15 protein-coding genes and 1 tRNA gene are annotated in these 18,184 nt (G+C 65.7%); 8 read left to right on the forward strand and 8 right to left on the reverse strand.

Features of this window, described 5'->3' with window-relative positions; translation table 11 throughout:
• Positions 1–60: 60 nt before the first annotated feature.
• Positions 61–2,805, forward strand: a complete 2,745-nt coding sequence (gene secA, locus QE452_RS05655; RefSeq protein WP_309660179.1) for a preprotein translocase subunit SecA — start codon at positions 61–63, stop codon at positions 2,803–2,805.
• A gap of 129 nt (positions 2,806–2,934) precedes the next feature.
• On the opposite strand, the gene QE452_RS05660 is transcribed toward secA, so the two are convergent.
• Together QE452_RS05660 and QE452_RS05665 are read right to left on the reverse strand one after the other, a co-directional pair.
• Positions 2,935–3,555, reverse strand: a complete 621-nt coding sequence (locus QE452_RS05660) for a CC0125/CC1285 family lipoprotein (protein WP_309660180.1) — start codon at positions 3,553–3,555, stop codon at positions 2,935–2,937.
• Positions 3,556–3,678: 123 nt separating this feature from the next.
• Entirely contained in the window at positions 3,679–4,095 is a 417-nt protein-coding gene (locus QE452_RS05665) for a secondary thiamine-phosphate synthase enzyme YjbQ (protein ID WP_309660181.1), read from the reverse strand.
• Positions 4,096–4,187: 92 nt separating this feature from the next.
• Here QE452_RS05665 and QE452_RS05670 point away from each other — a divergent pair, with 92 nt between their 5' ends.
• From QE452_RS05670 to QE452_RS05690, 5 genes are all read left to right on the forward strand, one after another.
• Positions 4,188–4,556, forward strand: a complete 369-nt coding sequence (locus QE452_RS05670) for a hypothetical protein (protein WP_309660182.1) — start codon at positions 4,188–4,190, stop codon at positions 4,554–4,556.
• A complete protein-coding gene (locus tag QE452_RS05675) occupies positions 4,553–5,698 on the forward strand; it encodes a glutathionylspermidine synthase family protein (RefSeq protein WP_309660183.1) in 1,146 nt (381 codons plus the stop codon). Before QE452_RS05670 ends, QE452_RS05675 begins: the two co-directional genes overlap by 4 nt.
• A 109-nt stretch (positions 5,699–5,807) precedes the next feature.
• Positions 5,808–5,882, forward strand: a tRNA-Asn gene (locus tag QE452_RS05680).
• A gap of 737 nt (positions 5,883–6,619) precedes the next feature.
• Positions 6,620–8,164 carry a hypothetical protein gene (locus tag QE452_RS05685; protein WP_309660184.1) on the forward strand — a complete coding sequence of 515 codons (1,545 nt, stop codon included), beginning with the start codon at positions 6,620–6,622 and terminating at the stop codon, positions 8,162–8,164.
• Positions 8,165–8,485: 321 nt separating this feature from the next.
• Positions 8,486–8,809 (forward strand): hypothetical protein, encoded by a 324-nt coding sequence (locus QE452_RS05690; protein ID WP_309660185.1) that lies wholly within the window; start codon positions 8,486–8,488, stop codon positions 8,807–8,809.
• A gap of 8 nt (positions 8,810–8,817) precedes the next feature.
• Here the strand turns inward: QE452_RS05690 and QE452_RS05695 are convergent, their stop codons facing one another.
• Both QE452_RS05695 and moaA read right to left on the reverse strand, forming a co-directional pair.
• A complete protein-coding gene (locus QE452_RS05695) occupies positions 8,818–9,597 on the reverse strand; it encodes an NAD kinase (RefSeq protein WP_125993796.1) in 780 nt (259 codons plus the stop codon).
• A complete protein-coding gene (gene moaA, locus QE452_RS05700) occupies positions 9,594–10,607 on the reverse strand; it encodes a GTP 3',8-cyclase MoaA (protein WP_309660186.1) in 1,014 nt (337 codons plus the stop codon). Before moaA ends, QE452_RS05695 begins: the two co-directional genes overlap by 4 nt.
• 85 nt (positions 10,608–10,692) lie before the next feature.
• Here moaA and QE452_RS05705 point away from each other — a divergent pair, with 85 nt between their 5' ends.
• Positions 10,693–12,129: a GGDEF domain-containing phosphodiesterase gene (locus QE452_RS05705; RefSeq protein WP_309729714.1), complete on the forward strand. Its 1,437-nt coding sequence runs from the start codon at positions 10,693–10,695 to the stop codon at positions 12,127–12,129.
• Between the two features lie 93 nt (positions 12,130–12,222).
• The gene (locus QE452_RS05710) at positions 12,223–12,606 is read left to right on the forward strand and encodes a nuclear transport factor 2 family protein (protein ID WP_309660188.1); all 384 of its coding nucleotides are present in this window, start codon (positions 12,223–12,225) and stop codon (positions 12,604–12,606) included.
• Between the two features lie 10 nt (positions 12,607–12,616).
• Here the strand turns inward: QE452_RS05710 and rsmA are convergent, their stop codons facing one another.
• The 4 genes from rsmA to QE452_RS05730 form a co-directional block, all read right to left on the reverse strand.
• Entirely contained in the window at positions 12,617–13,456 is an 840-nt protein-coding gene (gene rsmA, locus QE452_RS05715) for a 16S rRNA (adenine(1518)-N(6)/adenine(1519)-N(6))-dimethyltransferase RsmA (RefSeq protein WP_309660189.1), read from the reverse strand.
• Positions 13,453–14,445 carry a 4-hydroxythreonine-4-phosphate dehydrogenase PdxA gene (gene pdxA / locus QE452_RS05720; RefSeq protein ID WP_309660190.1) on the reverse strand — a complete coding sequence of 331 codons (993 nt, stop codon included), beginning with the start codon at positions 14,443–14,445 and terminating at the stop codon, positions 13,453–13,455. The genes rsmA and pdxA overlap by 4 nt, the downstream gene beginning before the upstream one ends.
• Before the next feature lie 4 nt (positions 14,446–14,449).
• A complete protein-coding gene (locus QE452_RS05725; RefSeq protein WP_125993873.1) occupies positions 14,450–15,790 on the reverse strand; it encodes a peptidylprolyl isomerase in 1,341 nt (446 codons plus the stop codon).
• Positions 15,791–15,905: 115 nt separating this feature from the next.
• On the reverse strand, positions 15,906–18,137 hold the full coding sequence (locus QE452_RS05730) for an LPS assembly protein LptD (protein WP_309660192.1): 2,232 nt from the start codon (positions 18,135–18,137) through the stop codon (positions 15,906–15,908).
• Between the last annotated feature and the right edge of the window lie 47 nt (positions 18,138–18,184).

Below are 18,184 nucleotides of genomic sequence, written 5' to 3' on the forward strand. Positions count from 1 at the left end.
CTCTATCCCGCCGCGGCGCCGATCGGCCGCCTGCGGCCTCCCGTATCAGGAAGTCCCTTCATGTTCGGTGGCCTCGCCAAATCCATTTTCGGTTCGTCCAACGACCGTTACGTCAAGTCGCTCAACCCGATGATCGCCAAGATCGCCGGCTTCGAAACCGCCGTGAAGGCGATGGACGATGCCGAACTGGCGCAGCAGACCGTCCGCTTCCGCGAGCGGCTGGCGAATGGCGAGACGCTCGACCAGCTGTTGCCGGAGGCCTTCGCCACGGTGCGCGAGGCGGCGTGGCGCGTCATGGGAATGCGCCATTTCGACGTGCAGATGATCGGCGGCATCGTTCTCCATCGCGGCGAGATCGCCGAGATGCGGACCGGCGAGGGCAAGACGCTGGTCGCGACGCTCGCCACCTATCTGAACGCGCTGCCGGGCAAGGGCGTGCATGTCGTCACCGTCAACGACTATCTGGCCAGCCGCGACGCCGCCCAGATGGGCCGCATTTACAATTTCCTGGGTCTGTCGGTCGGCACGATCGTTCCCAACCTGACCGACGAGCAGCGCCGCGCCGCCTATGACGCGGACATCACCTATGGCACGAACAACGAGTTCGGCTTCGATTATCTGCGCGACAACATGAAGTATGAACGGTCGCAGATGGTCCAGCGGCCCTTCAATTTCGCGATCATCGACGAGGTCGACTCGATCCTGATCGACGAGGCGCGCACGCCGCTGATCATCTCCGGCCCGACCGACGACAAGTCGGAGCTCTACATTCAGGTCGACGCGGTGGTGAAGCTGCTGACCGCGGAGGATTACGAGAAGGACGAGAAGCAGAAGTCGATCATCCTGACCGAGGACGGCACCGAGCGGGCCGAGCGGATGCTGGAGCAGGCCGGCCTGCTCCAGGGCGAGAATCTGTACGATTTCGAGAATACCCAGGTGGTGCATCACCTGAACCAGTCGCTGCGCGCCAACATGATGTTCAAGCGCGACACCGACTATATCGTCAAGGATGGCAAGGTCATCATCATCGACGAGTTCACCGGCCGCATGATGGACGGCCGGCGCTGGTCGGACGGCCTGCACCAGGCGGTCGAGGCCAAGGAAGGCGTCAATATCGAGCCCGAGAACCAGACCATGGCCTCGATCACCTTCCAGAATTATTTCCGCATGTACCCCAAGATCGGCGGCATGACCGGCACGGCGGCGACCGAGGCGGCCGAGTTCTACGACATCTACAAGATCAACGTCGTCTCCATCCCGACCAACGTGCCGGTCCGCCGCGTGGACGAGGAGGACGAGTTCTACAAGGACACGCACGACAAGTTCCGCGCGATCGCCAAGAAGATCGGCGAGCACGCCGCCAAGGGCCAGCCGGTGCTGGTCGGCACCGTGTCGATCGAGAAGTCGGAGATGCTGAGCGAGTTCCTCAGCCAGGAGGGCGTGCCGCACAAGGTGCTGAACGCGCGCTATCACGAAATGGAGGCGCATATCGTCGCCCAGGCCGGCCGCAAGTCGGCGGTGACGATCGCGACCAACATGGCGGGCCGCGGCACCGACATCCAGCTCGGCGGCAATCTCGAATTCCGCATGAGCGACGAATATGGCGATCTCGACGCCGGCACGCCCGATTACGAGGCGGTGGCCGAGCGCGTCCGCGCCGAGATCGCGGCGGAGAAGGCGGAGGTGCTGGCAGCGGGCGGCCTGTTCGTGCTGGGTACCGAGCGGCATGAGAGCCGGCGCATCGACAACCAGCTACGCGGCCGTTCGGGTCGCCAGGGCGATCCCGGCCTGTCGCGCTTCTACCTGTCGCTGGACGACGACCTGTTGCGCATCTTCGGTCCCGACACGCTGTTCGCCCGCATGATGCGCTCCAACATGGAGGATGGCGAGGCGATCGGCAGCAAGTGGCTGACCAAGGCGATCGAAACCGCGCAGAAGAAGGTCGAGGCGCGCAACTACGACATCCGCAAGCAGGTCGTCGAATATGACGACGTGATGAACGACCAGCGCAAGGTGATCTACGAGCAGCGCGCCGACATCATGGACGCCGAGACGGTCGACGACATGGTCGCCGACATGCGCGCGGAGACGGTGAACCTGATCGTCGGCGATGCCTGCCCGCCCAACTCCTATCCGGAGCAATGGGACGTGGCCGGCATGAAGGAGAAGCTGGCGGAGGTGCTGAACTTCCACCCGCCGATCGACGACTGGTTGCAGGAGGAGGCGATTGACCCGGAAATGGTCGAGAGCCGCGTGCAGGAAGCGGCCGACGCGATGGTCGTGGAGAAGGCGCAGTCGCTCGAACCCGCCACCTGGCAGCAGGTCGAGAAGTCGATCCTGCTCCAGCATCTGGACCATCACTGGAAGGAGCATCTGGCGACGCTCGACGCGCTGCGCCAGGTCGTCCACCTGCGTGCCTATGCGCAGAAGACGCCGATCAACGAGTATAAGCAGGAGGCGTTCTCGCTGTTCCAGCGGATGCTCGACCATATCCGCGAGGATGTGACGCGCACCATCGCCCACGCCAACTTCGCCTATCAGCCCGCGCCCGAACTGCCCGAGCTGCCTGATTTCCTCACCACCCATTTCGATCCGTTCACGGGTGAGGACAACACCAACGACATGGACGCCGGCACGCGCGGCTTCGTCACGACGCAGCTTCCGCCGCTCCAGATCATCCGCCCCGAATCGGCGGACCTGGGCGAGGACCCGGCGAACTGGGAAGGCCGGGTCAGCCGCAATGCGCCATGCCCCTGCGGCTCGGGCCAGAAGTACAAGCACTGCCACGGTGCGGTGACGGCGTAAGGCCCGCCGGTCGTCCCCACCGGTCCCCTGCCGTCGCAGGGGAACGGGTAGGGCAGGGCAACAGAGTGAAAAAGGGCCGCCGGGATCGCTCCCGACGGCCCTTTGCTTATGTCCGCGAACGGAGACAGATCAGCGTGTGCGATGTTCCGGCAGCTGCACGGTCGGCCCGATCGACTCGACCACCTTGCGCGCGTCGAAGGCGCGGATGTTGTCGCGCGGGATCGGGCCCTTGCGCATCACGATCTCGGCCGTCGCTTCGTACCGGTCGATGGTGCGGACGTCGAAGTCATTGCCCCACGGACCGCCGAAACCGCCGCCAAAGCCGCCGCCGAACCAGGGGTCCCAGCTACGCCAGCCGAAACCACGGCCCCAATAGCGCCACGACGGACCCCAATAGCCGCCGAAGCCGCCATAGCCCCAGGGGCCGCCAATGCCCGGCGTCGAGAAGGTGCGGCTCTGCAGGTTGGTGTCACGATCGGCCATGACGAAATAGTCGAAGCCCTGCTGCAACGTCAGTTCGGCGGCGCGATAGAAGAGATAGCGCTCGACCGTATCGCGCGACGTCACGCTGTTGCCCGCGAAGCTCACCAGGAAACGGCCCGGCTCGATCATCCGCTCGCTATAGCCCTGGCGATTGAAGCCCTGGCCGGTCGCGGGGCGATAGCGCGTCTCGGTAGCGCAGCCTGCGACCATCAGGGTTGTGGTGGCGAGTGCCGCCACCATGGCCTTGCGGCCCAAAGATAGTGCCATTTTCCACATCTCCGTTCGCGGCCCGTGCGGCGAACCGCCTGTCTTTAGCCGTTGATGGCAGAACGGTCGATGAACGAACTCGGTCCGTCGCGATCGGTGAACGATTCGACATGCTGCCGTGGATCAATCGCCGATCAGATGCACCGCGACCGAACGGCGATGCGGCCGCCTGCGATGTTCGAACAGGTACACGCCCTGCCAGGTTCCGAGCATCAAAAGCCCGCCGATCAAGGGGATGGACAGGTGCGTCTGGGTCAGGGCGGTGCGCAGATGGGCGGGCATGTCGTCGGGCCCCTCGTCGTCATGTTCATAGCCTTCGCTCTCCGGTGCGAGGCGGGCGAAATAGCGTTCGACATCGCGCCGGGCGGCCGGCGCCGCATTTTCCTGGATCAGCAGCGAGGCGGAGGTGTGCCGGCAGAAGAGGGTGAGCAGACCGGCCTCGAATCGCTGGGCGCTTACCCAGTCGACCAGGCGGTCGGTCCATTCGTGCAGGCCCGGTCCGGGCGTGTCGATCGTGAAAAGGGTCGTGGCTTGGCGCATGGCCCGACCATGGACGAAAGCGGCGTCGCGCTCCAGCCGCTGGATGGTCCCGACGCCTTGCCCTATCAACCGCCTATGGGGGAGAAGATGCGATGACGTTCGACCTGAGAATTACCATCGGCGTGGCGGCCGCCGTGCTGGCGAGCGGATGCCAGCGCGAGCCGGAACGCTGGACGGCGGATCGCGACACCGCCATCTGCACCGACCGGTCCGGCCGGCGGGTGTCCGACGATCAGTGCAGCCAGCACAACCGCCATGGCGGTGGCGGCTTCGGCTGGTATTATCTGGCCCGCAACGCGACGCTGCCGTTCCTGGGCGAGCGGGCGCGGGGCGGCTCCTACCAGCCGGGCGCGGGGCGCTATGTCCGCGCGCCGGTCGCCAGCGCGGTCACGCGGACGGGTGCGGTGTCGCGGGGCGGCTTTGGCGGATCGGGGCGTTTATTCGGGAGCGGCCACGCATGATCCGGCGGACTATCACGTCCCGGCCCGACTGGCAGGCGCTGGTCGAGGCGGAGGGGCTGGTCTGGCACAGCGCCGATGGCCGGCCCTATTGGGATGAATCCGCCTGCTATGTCTTCACGGCCGATCAGGTCGCGGAGATCGAGACGGCAAGCGCCGAACTCTATCGCCTGTTCCTGGCGGCGGGACAGGCGGTGGTCGACAGCGACGATTTGCTCGACCGCTTCGCCATCCCACGTCCCTTTCATGCCGCGATCCGCGCCGCCTGGGAGGCGGAGCCGCCGGCGCTCAACATCGGGCGGTTCGACCTGGGCTATGACGGCCGCACGCCGCCCAAGCTGTTCGAGTTCAACTGCGACACGCCGACCGCCTTGTTGGAGGCGGCGGTGGTGCAATGGACGTGGAAGGAGGCGGTCTTCCCCCATGCCGGACAGTGCAACGGACTCCACGAGGCCCTGGTCGCCAAATGGGCCGACATCGCCCCCTATCTGCCCGCGACCGTCCATGTCGCGCATGTCGAGGACGATGCGGGTGAGGACAGCGTCACCGCCGCCTATCTGCGCGACACCGCCCGAGCGGGCGGCGTCGAGACGGTGCCGCTGCTGATCGACGCGATCGGCTGGGATCATGACCGGCGCTGCTTCGTCGACGCGGACGACCGGCAAATCGCGGCCTGCTGGAAACTCTATCCCTGGGAATGGCTGGCGCAGGAGGCGTTCGCGCCGATGCTGCTCGACAGCCTGAGCCAGGGAATATTGTGGATGGAGCCGGTCTGGAAAATGATCTGGTCGAACAAGGCGATTCTGCCCGTCCTGTGGGAGCTGTTCCCAGGTCATCCCAATCTGCTGCCGGCCAGCTTCACCATCCCGGCCGGCGACGCGGTCGCCAAGCCGTTGCTGTCGCGGGAAGGGGCGAACGTCTCGATCCGCCGGGGCGGCACGATCCTGGCGGAGCGGGAAGGGGAATATGGCGACGAGGGCTATGTCTATCAGTCGCTCTATCCGTTGCCGGAGCCGGCGGCCGGGTGCTTTCCCGTGGTCGGCAGCTGGATGGTCGATGGCGCGCCTGCCGGGATCGGCATCCGCGAGGATGGCCTGATCACGGGCAATAGCGCGCGCTTCGTGCCGCATATCGTCGAGGGCTGAGATGGTCGGATCGGTGGCGTTTTCGAAAAAATCGCTTCCGTAACGAATTTGCCAAAAAACAGGCTTGCGCCATTTTTCTCGCCCTTTATAGGAGCCCGCACGGCAACGATCCCTGATAGCTCAGCGGTAGAGCTCTCGACTGTTAATCGAGCGGCCGTAGGTTCGAATCCTACTCAGGGAGCCACCTTTTCCAGCGGAAAAGGCAGGCCTTTTGCCAAAGACGAAGCGCCCCGCGCCGTCGCATTATGACAGCCCTTATCAACCTATTATCACATTCGCGGTCTGTTCTGACTCGCGGATGCAGCCTAGCGAATCGGCTTCGCCATTGCCCCCGCATACACACAGGCGAGGGTGGCATGAGCGGGCGCCCTTGTGCCTCAGATCTTTTCTGCTGCGCTGGCGCGCTCGATAGAGTGGCTCGCCAGTGTCCAGGCAACCAAACTGGCCGTTATAGTATATCGATCAGGCAGGAGCACAGGGGCACAGGAGATTCCGAAGCGATGGCTACAGCGGTCCGCCAAGCATCGGTTGCCGTTGAGGGCAAGCGCGGGCTGACCTTCTTAGCCTGACGCACTGATGTCGATAGTTTATAGGGTGATTGGTCCAGCCATTTAATCAGAGTTGCATTTTCCGACTCACGACCCAGCGAGGTCAAGGCGATATCGCAGAGCAATTTTCACAGTTTCTTAACTATGAAAATGCCACTGGGCGTGGTCTGGGAGGCCGTCATCTATGCCGTCTATATCCTCGACCTCGCAAGCCGGCCTGACAATGCCTGCTGTCATGCGCCGATCTGCGCTGATGATATTGACGTTGGCGGCGGTTGGATCGTGGTGGCTGAGTTCTCGTGGGCTATCTGGAATCCAAGATTACTATTTTTTTCACCAGGACCTGCCCCTCTTGCTCGTAGGAGGCGCAGCCATGTTCGCTGCTGCTCGAACGCCGGTCGCGGCCGGTGTAGCGGCTACGGAGCTACAGCCGCGGGCGGTGATCGCGCTCACCATCGCAGCGGTAGCGCTGGCCTACATAGGCACTTGGGTCGTGATGAATCGCTACGCGATGTCCCGTGACGAGGATATGGCCGACTTTGCCGCACGGTACATGCAGCAAGGTCTGCTAGGTATGCAAATTCCCACAAAGCTTCACGATTTCGGCAAGGCTGGCCTACCTTCGAGTGCAGGTCGATTCATTGCACATGGTTATTGGGTTTCCGACTACTTGCCGATGAATTCGGCGTTGCGAGCCGCTGCCGGCCTGATTGGCGACCGTTGGTTGGCAGGGCCGATTCTGTTGCTTGTAGGTATAGCTGCAACATGGAAAGCAGCGCGGCTTCTGTGGCCGAGCGACCCAGCGGCGGCATTGGTTGCTGTTGTTTTGGCAGCGACCTCTACTCAGCTCATTGTGAATGCAATGACGCCTTATGCCACTACTGCGCATTTTGCCCTGAATGCGGTTTGGATTGTATGTTTCCTTCATGGGGGGCGTAACGGTCATGCTGCTGCGATCCTATGTGGACTGGTGGCAGCCGGATTGCACCAACTTCATTTTCACTTATTGTTTCTATCGGGGTTCATCATATGGATGGCACTAACGGATCGTAAGGGGCTTGCGATACTGTATGCCGGAGCCGCAATTGGCTATTGCGTGTTTTGGGACATAGTATGGACTCAGTTTATTCTGTCACCCCTGTTTGGTGGAGGGCAGGCGCCGGGTAGTAATCTATCAAAAACCCTGTCTGACGTGATCGTGGAGCACTTATCCAGGCTGAATAATCTGGAACCAATCACTAGCGCAGCACGATTCTTAGCGTGGCAGAATATTTTGACGTTGCCTCTTGTTTTGATTGGCGTAAGTGCTGCCGCACAGAAGAGCAGCGGGAATATTTCGGTCTCCTTTGCCTTTGTCATTTCTCTTGGTATTGGCCTTATGCTTATGCCGTGGCAGGGTTTTGGCTATGGATATCGCTACCTCCATCACCTGATGCCATGCATTATCCTTCTAGCAGCCGGTGGTGTCGTACATCTGAAGGCATCTGGCGTTTTTTTGAAGCGCAAATTGCTTACCGCCAGCATAATATTTGCTGTATGTATTTCTGCCCCATTTGCCATGTGGCGTTCACATGAACTTTTAATGCCTTACGCCAACGCTTATCAGCTATTGCGAGCCGCCCCAGCAGACGTCGTCATAGTTGACCCTCTGGCAGGAGCCTATGTTCAAGACATCGTTCGCGTAGGCAATTCAAATGGTAGCCCATTTTTACTCGATATGTCAGAATTGAGTACCAACCAGATTGATTATATCTGCAACAATAACAGGGTAATGATCTTTGATCGAGCCGTTGCGAAATTGGTAGGTATTCAGGGTGATGAGGGCTTTGATACGCCGGCTATGATATCTATACGACGTAAGCGCGTTCATATGCTAGAGCGGGGATGCGCTCGCCCCGTGCCGGCCACGCATATCTGAGGGGATATCGAAAACCACATAAATTCGGCCTGTGGGCGAACACCCATCAAGGGGTCCGGTATTATGTTTATCATTATTGTTTGGAGTACTGTTGCGGGTCGGAAGTGGTGCAAAGTCAGCGTGAAGACTGGTGGTGGCAGTGCCGTTGTTTCATATTCCGGTGGAGAATAGTTGAGTCTACTGTGCGGCCGGACAATGTTGCTGTTCTGGTCGCTCGCGCATACGCAAATCTTCATGCCGCGTAGCGGAGCAATGGATCGCGCCATCGCCGCGCACGTGCGCGGCGCCATCCCGGCCGATGTGCGAACCCGCTGACTGTTCGTGTTCGAGGGGCTGGTCGCCTATGATCAGCTGATCGACGCCTGTCGTGTCACCCGCTTCCCGTTCAGCGCGCATATCAGTTCCCACCGGGAGGCGGCGGCGCTGGGGGAGCCGCCGAGGGTAGCGCTGGATTCCGCCATGGCCCGGCATCCGGGCACCGTCATCACCGTCACCGCACCGGCCCGTCAGAATTGCAATGCCGAAATGGAGGCCCGCCTGCTCGGCCTCCTGCACCGTGGCTATCGCTTGATCGCGCATTTGCCGCACCGCTTCTTCACGGTGGACGAAACCTTGGTCATCTGGCGGCGCAACGACCTGCGCTGAGCGACGGCTCAGGCGATGAACTGCTCCATCGTGATCCGGTCGTCCAGCGCATGTTCGGGATCGAACAGCAGCGTCAGTTCGCGGGCCCGGTCTATGCAGACATCGACGCTGGCGACATCGCGAATCTCGCGCTGGTCGGCGACGGCGGAGATGGGACGCTTGTCGGTATGGATGGCCCGGATCGAGATGCGCGCCTTTTCCGGCAGGATCGCACCGCGCCAGCGGCGCGGGCGGAATGGGCTGATCGGGGTCAGCGCCAAAAGGTTCGAGCCAAGCGGCAGGATCGGGCCCTGCGCGGAGAAATTATAGGCGGTCGATCCGGCCGGGGTCGCCACCAATATGCCGTCGCAGGCCAATTCGGGCAGGACGACGCGGTTGTTCACCGTGACTTCCAGCTTGGCGGTCTGGCGCGTCTCGCGCAGCACGGACACCTCGTTGATCGCCGGCAGCACATGGATGCGGCCGTCCGAGCCGGTGATCGTGCATTGAAGCGGCGTGACCTTGAACGGTCGCGCCGCGTCCAGTCGGGCGTTCAGGCCGTGCAACTGCCATTCGTTCATCAGGAAGCCGACCGTGCCCAGGTTCATGCCGAACACCGGCACCGGCGGCTTGCGGCGTTCCAGCATCCGGTGAAGCGTCTGGAGCATGAAGCCGTCGCCGCCGAGCGCGACGACCATGTCGGCCTCCTCCCAGTCGACCCAGTCCGCCGCATCGGCCAGGGATTTCGCCGCCTGCTGCGCCGGCGCGGTCGGGGAGGCGAGTAATGCGCGCCGTGGGTATCGGGTCATCCGCCGGTGACGCTCATATGCCGGGCCACGGCGGGGGACGCGCCGGTGGCGATCTGGAAGTCATGCCGCGCGGGCTTGCGCGCCAGGCCCAGGTCGATGGCGTCATCCAGCGCCGACAGACCGCCCTCGCGCAGGGCACGCTTCAGGTCGACCTGATCATCATGGCCCAGGCACAGATACAGCTTGCCCTCGGTGGTCAGGCGCACGCGGTTGCAGCCGTCGCAGAAATTGGCGGTAAGCGGCGAGATCAGGCCCAGTCGGGTGTCCGTGCCTTCGACCCGCCAGTAGCGGGCCGGGCCGCCGGTGCGATGTGCATCGCGCACCAGGGGGAAGCGGCGCTGCAGCCCCTCCATCGCCACCGTCAGCGGCAGGAACCGGTCGACCCGGTCCTCATCGATCGCGCCGAGCGGCATCGTCTCGATCAGGGAGAGGTCGAGCCGCTCGTCCACGCACCATTGCAGCAGGTCGGGCAGTTCGGCGTCGTTCAGCCCCTTCAGCGCGACCGCGTTGATCTTGACCCGCAGCCCCGCCGCCTGCGCGGCGCGGATGCCGCCCAGCACCTGATGCACGTCGCCGTGCCGGGTGATGTAGCGGAAGCGATCCGGATCGCGCGTGTCCAGGCTGACATTGACCCGGCGCACGCCCGCCGCCACCAGCGTCTCGGCATGATCGGCCAGCCGCGTGCCGTTGGTGGTCAGGGTTAGTTCGTCCAGGCCCTGGCCGACTAGACGCCCGATCCGGTGGATCAACTCGCCCACGTCGCGCCGGACCAGCGGCTCGCCGCCGGACAGACGAATCTTGGTGACCCCCCGCGCGACGAAACGTTCGGCGATGACCGCGATCTCCTCCAGCGCCAGCAACGCCTTGCGCGGCAGGAAGGTCATCGCCTCCGCCATGCAATATCGACAGCGGAGATCGCAGCGATCGGTGACAGAGATGCGCAGATAGCGGATGGCGCGGCCATGCGCATCGATCAGCGCGGGCTCGGCAGGGACAGTATGGTTCACCATCGCTGTAACGCGCTAAGCAGGGACAGGCTCCGTCGCAAGCCGGGATTGCTTGCCGCCGGACGTGAAAGGACGCAAAAAGGTATCAATGAGCGATACCCATTCCAGTGGCACCGCCACGATTCCTCCGCCGCCCATCGAGCGCGGCCCGGCGGGGCGCGTCGCCGTGATCGACGCACGGGGGCGCGGATCGCGGGCCGCGCAATCGGTGGAATCGGCGGCGCAGCGTGGTCCGGTGCTGGTCCTGACGGATACGCTGGAGGATGCCGGGGTGCTGGTCGCGGCAGGGGCGACGCATTTCCTGGTCGATCCGTGTGAGCCGGACGCGATCGCGCTGGCGGTGCGGGCGGCGGGGGGCGGTCTGCCGAAACGACACAGCGCCACTGCGGCCGTCACGCCGGGGCCGCTGCATCGCTGGCTGGCCGGGCGGCTGGCCAATGGGGCCAATTGCGCGGTGGCGGCGGTGGCCCTGTCCCGGCTCGATCTGGTCAATGCCGCGCATGGACGAAGCCGCGCCGATGCCGCCATCTCGGCCGTGCTCGAACGGTTGAGCATCGCCGTCGAGGGCCACGCCATCATCGCCCGCGCCGGCGGCGAGCATGTGCTGCTGGCGATGGAGGATGGCAGCACCGATCACATGCTGGCGATCCTGGGCGAGGAACTGACCCGGCCGGTGTTGATCGGCGGGGTGCGGGTGGTGCTGGGCAGCCGGGTCGGATTTGCCACGCCGGAGCCGGGCGACGATGCCGAGGCGATGATCCGCCGCGCCTATCAGGCGCTGCACGGCGCGCGGGAGAGCGACGGCGCGACCATCCACCTCGCCGAGCCGGAGGGAGTGGCGCCGATCGACGCGCTGGCGGTCGATCTGCATCTGGGCCTGTCGCGCGGTGAGATCGGTGTCGTGTTCCAGCCGCAGGTGGAGGTCGCCAGCGGTCGGATCGTCGGGGTGGAGGCGCTGGCCCGCTGGGAGCATCCCCGCTGGGGACCGCTGGGTGCGGCCACCCTGTTCGCCGCGGCCGAGCGCGCTGATCTGGGCATTGCGCTGTCCGACCAGATCCAGGCCCTGGTCCTGTCGCGCGCCGCCGCCTGGCCGCGCGCGTTGAGCGCGTTGCGGCTGTCGCTCAACCTGACCGCCGCCGATGTCGCGCGCCGGGGCTTCGCCGCGACCTTCCTGGACCGGGTCGATGCCAGCGGCTTCCCACGCGGGCGGCTGACCGTGGAGCTGACCGAGACGGGCATGATCCGTGAGATGAAGACGGTCGCGGGCCTGCTCGCCGAATTACGCGCGGCGGGATGCCGGATCGCGATCGACGATTTCGGAACGGGCTATTCCAGCCTCGCCTATCTCAAGGCGCTGCCGCTCGATTATGTGAAGCTCGACAAGGCCCTGGTCGACGAGATCGCCGGCAGCCCGCGCGACCGGGTGGTGGTGCGCGGGGTGATCGACATCGCCCGTGCCCTGGGCCTTGCCGTCATTGCCGAGGGGGGTGGAGACGCCCGCGCAGCTGGCGCTGCTCTCGGCTGAGGGATGCGGCTGGTATCAGGGGTTTTTGTGCGCCGGTCCGTTGCGGGAAGAGGAACTGGTCGCCTTGGTGGAGCAGTCGTGATGATGATGCCGATGATCCTGCTTGCGGCGGCGGCGGTGCAGCCGAGCGGCGTCGGGGCCGCCATGGCCGACAGCGCCGCCGCCTGGAACCGGGGCGACCTGTCGGCTTTCGTCGCCGTCTATGCCGAGGATGCCGTGTTCGTCACCGCCAAGGGGCTGGTGCGGGGACGGGCGGCGATCGCGGCGCGCTATGCCCCGTCCTTTCGGTCCGGCGGCAACGCGCGGGGGCGGCTGTCGTTCGAGACGCTGTACGAGCGGCCGATCGATGCCACCCACCGCCTGTTGATCGCCCGTTGGACGCTGACCGCCGAGGACAAGGTGGAAACCGGCCTGACGTCGCTGGTCTTCGAGCGTCAGGGCAAGGCTTGGCGGATCGTCAGCGACCATAGCAGCTGAGGCGGACGGATCAGGCGGGCGGGGCGGCATCCATGGCCCGGGCCATGGCGACGAACTCCGCCACCGACACGGTCTCCGCCCGGCGCGACGGATCGACGCCGACCACCGCCATCGCCGCATCCGCACCCGGCACGCCCTTGAGGCTCTGCCGCAGCATCTTGCGCCGCTGGCCGAAGGCGGCGGCGGTCAGTCGTTCCAGCACCGGCAGCCGGACGCCCTCGGGGGTCGGCGTCGGGGTCAGGTGAACCACCGCCGACATGACCTTGGGCGGCGGGGTGAAGGCGGAACGGTGGACCGGCATCGCGATGCGCGCGGTCGAGCGCCACTGCGCCAGCACCGCCAGCCGGCCATAGGCGGACGAGCCGGGGGCGGCGACGATCCGATCCGCCACCTCGCGCTGGAACATCAGCGTCAGCGACCGCCACCAGGGTTCGGGCGACCAGTCCGCCGACAGCCAGCCGATCAGCAAAGCGGTGCCGACATTATAGGGCAGGTTGGAGGCGATATGCGGCCGGCCGGCGAAGAGCGACGGCGCGTCGATCGCCAGCGCATCCCCCTCGATCAGCCGCAGCTTGCCCGGATAGGCTTCGCCGAGTTCCTCCAGCGCGGGGATGCAGCGATGGTCGCGCTCGATCGCGGTCACCTGTGCTCCCGTCGCCAGCAAGGCGCGGGTCAGGCCGCCGGGGCCGGGGCCGACCTCCAGCACTTCCTGGTCGGCGAGCGGACCGGGAACGGCGGCGATGCGGCCGAGCAATTGCCCATCGAACAGGAAATTCTGTCCCAGCGCCTTGGAGGCGGACAGGCCGTGCCGCGCGATCACGTCGCGCAAGGGGGGCAGGGTGACGGTCATGTGTGCGCCGCCGCGCGGCGGGTGGCGGCCGCGCCGGACATGGCGATGGCGGCGATCATCGCGCCGGGCACCGCCCGATCCTGTCCGGCGATGCCGAAGGCGGTGCCATGGTCGGGCGAGGTCCGCACCACCGGCAGGCCGAGCGTGATGTTGACGCCGTCGTCGAAAAACAATGTCTTGATCGGCACCAGCGCCTGGTCGTGATAGCCGCACAGCGCCGCGTCATAGCGTTCGCGCGCTCGGGGGTGGAACAGCGTGTCGGCGGCATGTGGCCCGGTGATGTCGATCCCCTCCGCCCGGAGCAGGGCGATGGCCGGCTCCATCACCTCGATCTCCTCGCGACCGATCGCGCCGCTCTCACCGGCATGGGGGTTGAGGCCGGCCAGGACCAGTCGCGGCGCGGCAATGCCGAAATCCCGGCGCAGGCCATGGGCGGTCACGCGGGCGCTGGCCATGATCAGCTCCGGCGTCAGCAGCGCCGGGACGGCTGACAGCGGCACATGCGTGGTCATCGGCACGACCCGCAGGCCCGGCCCGGCGAGCATCATCACCGTGTCCGCCGTGTGCAAGCCGCAACGGTCGGTCACGAACTCGGTCTGGCCCGGATAGCGGAAGCCGATCTCGTAGAGCTGCGCCTTGGACACCGGCGCCGTGACCAGTGCGCCAGCGCGCCCGGCCAGTACCAGCGCCATCGCCTGTTCCAGGCTGTCGAGCGCGACCTGCGCACCCGCCAGATCGGGCTGGCCTGGCTGGATCGTGCCCGCGCCCCGCACCGGCAGGATGGGCAGGCCGGTCGCGAACGCCGCTTTCGCCTCCGAGGGATCGGCGATCTCGATGACCGGCCCGGCCCAGACCCGCGCGACCGCGCGCGGATCGCCGACGGCGAAGAAGGGCGGCAGCGCCTTCTCCGCCCGCCGGTCCCAGGCCTTGGCGACGATCTCCGGGCCGACCCCGGCCGGATCGCCCAGCGATACCGCGAGCGGCGTCATCGGATCAGCGATACTCGACCACCGCGTCGCGACGCAGGTCGCGCAGCTTCTGCTGGGCGCGTAGGTTCACGCGCTGCTGCTGCAACTGGTTCTGGATCTGGTCGGACGAGGGAAGCTGGCCCGATTGCGGGTCGTCGCGGCCGCACAGCACCAGGGCGCGGACGCCCGATTCGGCGGAGCCGAAGGGCGGCGTCGCCTGGCCGATCTGGAGCTGGAGCATGATGTCGGCCAGCTGCGGCGGCAGGTCGCGAATGCGGACTGTGTCGTTGTCGACCACTTCCGCGCCGACGCTGGCCGCGATCTTGGCCACGGTGCCGCAACCCTGGATCTTCTTCAGTCCCTCGCCGAACGCGGCCGCGCGCTGTGTGGCCTGGGCCTGGGTGGTGCCGGGGGCGAAATGGACGGTCAGCTGCTTCAGGCTGAGCCGGGCGTCGCGCGGATCGGCGGTCAGCACCTGGCGCTTGTCGGTCAGGTACAGGATCGAGAAGCCGCCGGGGATCGGGATCGGCCCGGCGACCTGCCCGACCTGCATCTGCTGTGCGGCGCTCGCCAGTTCGGCAGGCAGCACGGCGGCGCGCACCCAGCCCAGATCGCCGCCGACCGAGCGGGTCGAGGCCTCCGAATATTGGCGGGCGAAGAAGTCGAAGGGCTGCTGCGCCTTCTGGATCTCGCCGATGATCCCCTTGGCGCGTTCCGCAATCTGCGCAGCATTGGCGTCATTGGCGGCGAGGAAGATCTCGCGGAGGTTATATTCCTCAGTGCCCTTGGCGGCCTCCAGGCGGTCGAGAATGCCCTTCACCTCCTGGTCGCCGATATTGACGAACGGTTCCACCTTGCGGCGCAGATAGCGCTGCCAGGCGAGTTCGCCCTCGATCTGCCGCTTGAGCGAGCGATCCGACGATCCGTTCTGGCGCAGATAGTCGGTCATCTGCTGCGGCGTGCGGTTGAAGTTGCGCGCGACCCGGTTGTAGCTCTGGGTGATCTCGTCGGGCGTGATGGTGATCTCGGCGGACTTGGCCTCCTGGATCTCCAGCGTCTCGTCGATCAGCTGGCGCAGCACCTGCAGCTTCAGCCGGTCGCGATCGGCCTGGCTGATCTGGCCGCCATTGTTCGCCGCCAGCACCAGCGCGACGCGCTGGTCGACATCGGTGCCGGTGATCACCGTATCGTTCACGATCGCGGTGGGCTTGCGGACATTGGGATCGAACTTGCCGAAGATCTGCGAATCGGCCGGAATGTTCAGGCCATTATCGGCCCCCGGCGCCTCCTGAGCAGGCGATCCCTGCTGCGCGGACTGGGCGACGGCGCCCGCCGCCATGGCGGTCAGCGCGACAAATCCCAGCATCCGGCCGCTGCGTGCAGCCCAACGACGATTCTGCTTCACGTGTTCGATCCGTCCCCACTCGGCCGCAAAGCCGGCCGGAAAGGCGACGGCTAGTGCAGGCTAACTGAACCCGCGCTTAGCGGCCGAGGTTGGTGAACGCCAGCGTCAAGAGGAAGTTGTTGCCCTGGCGCGCATCGCCGATCTGGCGATAGTCGCGCCGCCAGGTCGCGCCCAGCCGCAGACAGTCGTCCTGATATTCGATGCCGAGCCGGTGGCGGATCGGACTGAAGCCGTCCGCCACGCCCAGCGGATCCTCGTTGCGATCGGTGAGGTCGACGATCGCCGAGCCGAAGGCGGACCAGAAGCGCGCGAACTGCACGCGCCCGGCGAGGCGCACCTCCTCGCGGTCGCGCAGGTCCTCGACCGTGGTGATGTCGCGGTTGAGCTTGAGATAGCCGATCAGCGCATAGGTGCTGCGCGAACCGATGGTCGCGTCCACCTCGTTGCGGCGAACGAAGAAATTGTCCTTGTCCAGGCGGTAGCGATGGACGACCGACACGAAGTCGCGGAACCGCAATTCGGTGCGCCCGACGATGTCCGACCAGCGGTCCGACAGGCCGGTGCCGTCCGGCAGGATGCTGGGCCGGGCCGACAGGCGATAGCTCTGCCCGACCACCGCATCCAGGCTGAAGCCGGGCAGGTTCAGGCCATATTCCGCGCCATAGGTCGCGCGCGAGCTGTCCTCGAACCGGTCATAGCCGGGGAAGCGGTTGAGCGCGAACAGGTTGGAATCGTCCAGGTCGACGGCGCGCGAATCCTCGTTGGGGATCGAGAAATTCTTGATGCGCGGCGCGGCGACGATCTGGAAGCGGGGGGTCACCCGCTGGGTGCCCGCGCCGATGCTGCCGACGAACGGCCAGCGCATGTCGACCGCCACCGCGCCGATCGCGCGCGTCTGGAACCCCTCGGTCCCGCGATAGACGATCTGCGTCGTCGCCAGCGTGTCGTGCGCATTATAGGCGTCGCCGCGCGCGAAGGCGGTGAAGGTCAACTCCTGGCCCCAGTTGGTCAGGCGGCGCAGGTCCCAGCGCAGGCTGGCGAAGGCACGCTGCGTGTCCTGCCCGGCGGTGCGGGTCAGCGCCAGGCTGTTGAGTTGGAGCTCGACCTTGCCGCCGGCGATACCGTCGTCGAAGCGGCGGCGATAGTCGATCTCGGGCAGGGCGATCGGTTGCAGCCCCTGCCGGTCGTTGACCCGCAGCGTCTGCACCGCCCAGCCGGTCACCGCGAAATAGCTGTCGGTGTCGATCCGCTGGAGCGAGACGGTGTTGCGCAGCCGGTCGTCGCGCGAAATGTCGTAGCGGCGCAGGAAGGTGCGGTCGGTGGTAACTCGCAGCGATCCGCTGAGGCTCCATTCGGGCGTGAACTGGTAGCGCGCGACACCGTCCAGATAGCCGCGAAACGCCATGCGCGTATCGGTCGGGTCGATGGTGTTCAGGTCGTCGCTGCGCCGGCTTTCGGTGGCATAGCCGCGCAGCCGGAACGCACCGACTTCGCTGAGCTGCTGATATTCGACGTCCGCCATCGGCAGTACGCTGGAATAGACGTGCGGCGTCAGGGTCAGCCCGCGATTGGGCGCGAGCCGGAAATAATAGGGCAGCGCGACCTCGACCCCGTTGACCCGGCTGTACTGGATATTGGGGCTGAGCAGGCCGCTGTCGCTGCCGCCGCCGACCGGGTGCGAGAATTGCGGCAGCGGGATCGACGGCAGGCCGAACAGGTGAAGCTGTGCGCCCTGATAATAGACGCGCTCGCGATTGGGGCGATAGACGACGCGGACCGCCGTGATCTTCCAGCTCGGCTCCTTGGGACAGCCCTCGGCATTGGTGACCGAGCAGGGCGTGTAGGCGGCCTGTTCCAAGTCGATCCGGCCATCGGTCGCGCGCGTGCCGCGGCGGGCCGCCAGCCGGCCGCCCTGGTTCAGTACGACCAGCATATTGTCGACCACGCCGTCCTTCAGCGAGTCCGTCAGGTCGATGCTGTCGCCATAGGCGGTGTCGCCCTCCTCGCCGACGATCGCCACGTCGCCGGTCGCGACGACCCTGCCGGTCTTGCGGTTCCACACGACCTTGTCGGCGCGCAACCGGCCATCGGTGCGGAACATGCGCACGTCGCCGGTCGCGGTCACGATATCGTCGTTGGTGTCATATTCCAGCGCATTGGCGCTGAACTTCACCTGGTCGTCATCGGCGGGCGGCGCGGCGGCGGGCGGCGGGGGCGGCACGACGGGGGTCTGGAGATCCTGCGCCGAGGCGGGCAGGGCAAGCACGATCCCCAGGGCGCAGCCGGCAAGAAGGCTGATACGCGACAAACAACTTCCCCTTTTGGCGCACACGGTTCGACCGCCCTGATCCCGCC

It is taken from the genome of Sphingomonas sp. SORGH_AS_0438, assembly GCF_031453475.1.
Lineage (GTDB): Bacteria > Pseudomonadota > Alphaproteobacteria > Sphingomonadales > Sphingomonadaceae > Sphingomonas.

What these genes read in the sequence shown, in the direction of transcription:
- QE452_RS05675 (WP_309660183.1), top strand. Translation starts at nt 4,553, where the DNA reads ATGATCCGGCGGACTATCACGTCCCGGCCCGACTGGCAGGCGCTGGTC.
- rsmA (WP_309660189.1), bottom strand. Translation starts at nt 13,456, where the DNA reads ATGACCGTCACCCTGCCCCCCTTGCGCGACGTGATCGCGCGGCACGGC.
- QE452_RS05695 (WP_125993796.1), bottom strand. Translation starts at nt 9,597, where the DNA reads ATGACCCGATACCCACGGCGCGCATTACTCGCCTCCCCGACCGCGCCG.
- QE452_RS05705 (WP_309729714.1), top strand. Translation starts at nt 10,693, where the DNA reads ATGAGCGATACCCATTCCAGTGGCACCGCCACGATTCCTCCGCCGCCC.
- QE452_RS05710 (WP_309660188.1), top strand. Translation starts at nt 12,223, where the DNA reads ATGATCCTGCTTGCGGCGGCGGCGGTGCAGCCGAGCGGCGTCGGGGCC.
- moaA (WP_309660186.1), bottom strand. Translation starts at nt 10,607, where the DNA reads ATGGTGAACCATACTGTCCCTGCCGAGCCCGCGCTGATCGATGCGCAT.
- pdxA (WP_309660190.1), bottom strand. Translation starts at nt 14,445, where the DNA reads ATGACGCCGCTCGCGGTATCGCTGGGCGATCCGGCCGGGGTCGGCCCG.
- QE452_RS05670 (WP_309660182.1), top strand. Translation starts at nt 4,188, where the DNA reads ATGACGTTCGACCTGAGAATTACCATCGGCGTGGCGGCCGCCGTGCTG.
- QE452_RS05665 (WP_309660181.1), bottom strand. Translation starts at nt 4,095, where the DNA reads ATGCGCCAAGCCACGACCCTTTTCACGATCGACACGCCCGGACCGGGC.
- secA (WP_309660179.1), top strand. Translation starts at nt 61, where the DNA reads ATGTTCGGTGGCCTCGCCAAATCCATTTTCGGTTCGTCCAACGACCGT.
- QE452_RS05725 (WP_125993873.1), bottom strand. Translation starts at nt 15,790, where the DNA reads ATGCTGGGATTTGTCGCGCTGACCGCCATGGCGGCGGGCGCCGTCGCC.
- QE452_RS05660 (WP_309660180.1), bottom strand. Translation starts at nt 3,555, where the DNA reads ATGGCACTATCTTTGGGCCGCAAGGCCATGGTGGCGGCACTCGCCACC.
- QE452_RS05685 (WP_309660184.1), top strand. Translation starts at nt 6,620, where the DNA reads ATGTTCGCTGCTGCTCGAACGCCGGTCGCGGCCGGTGTAGCGGCTACG.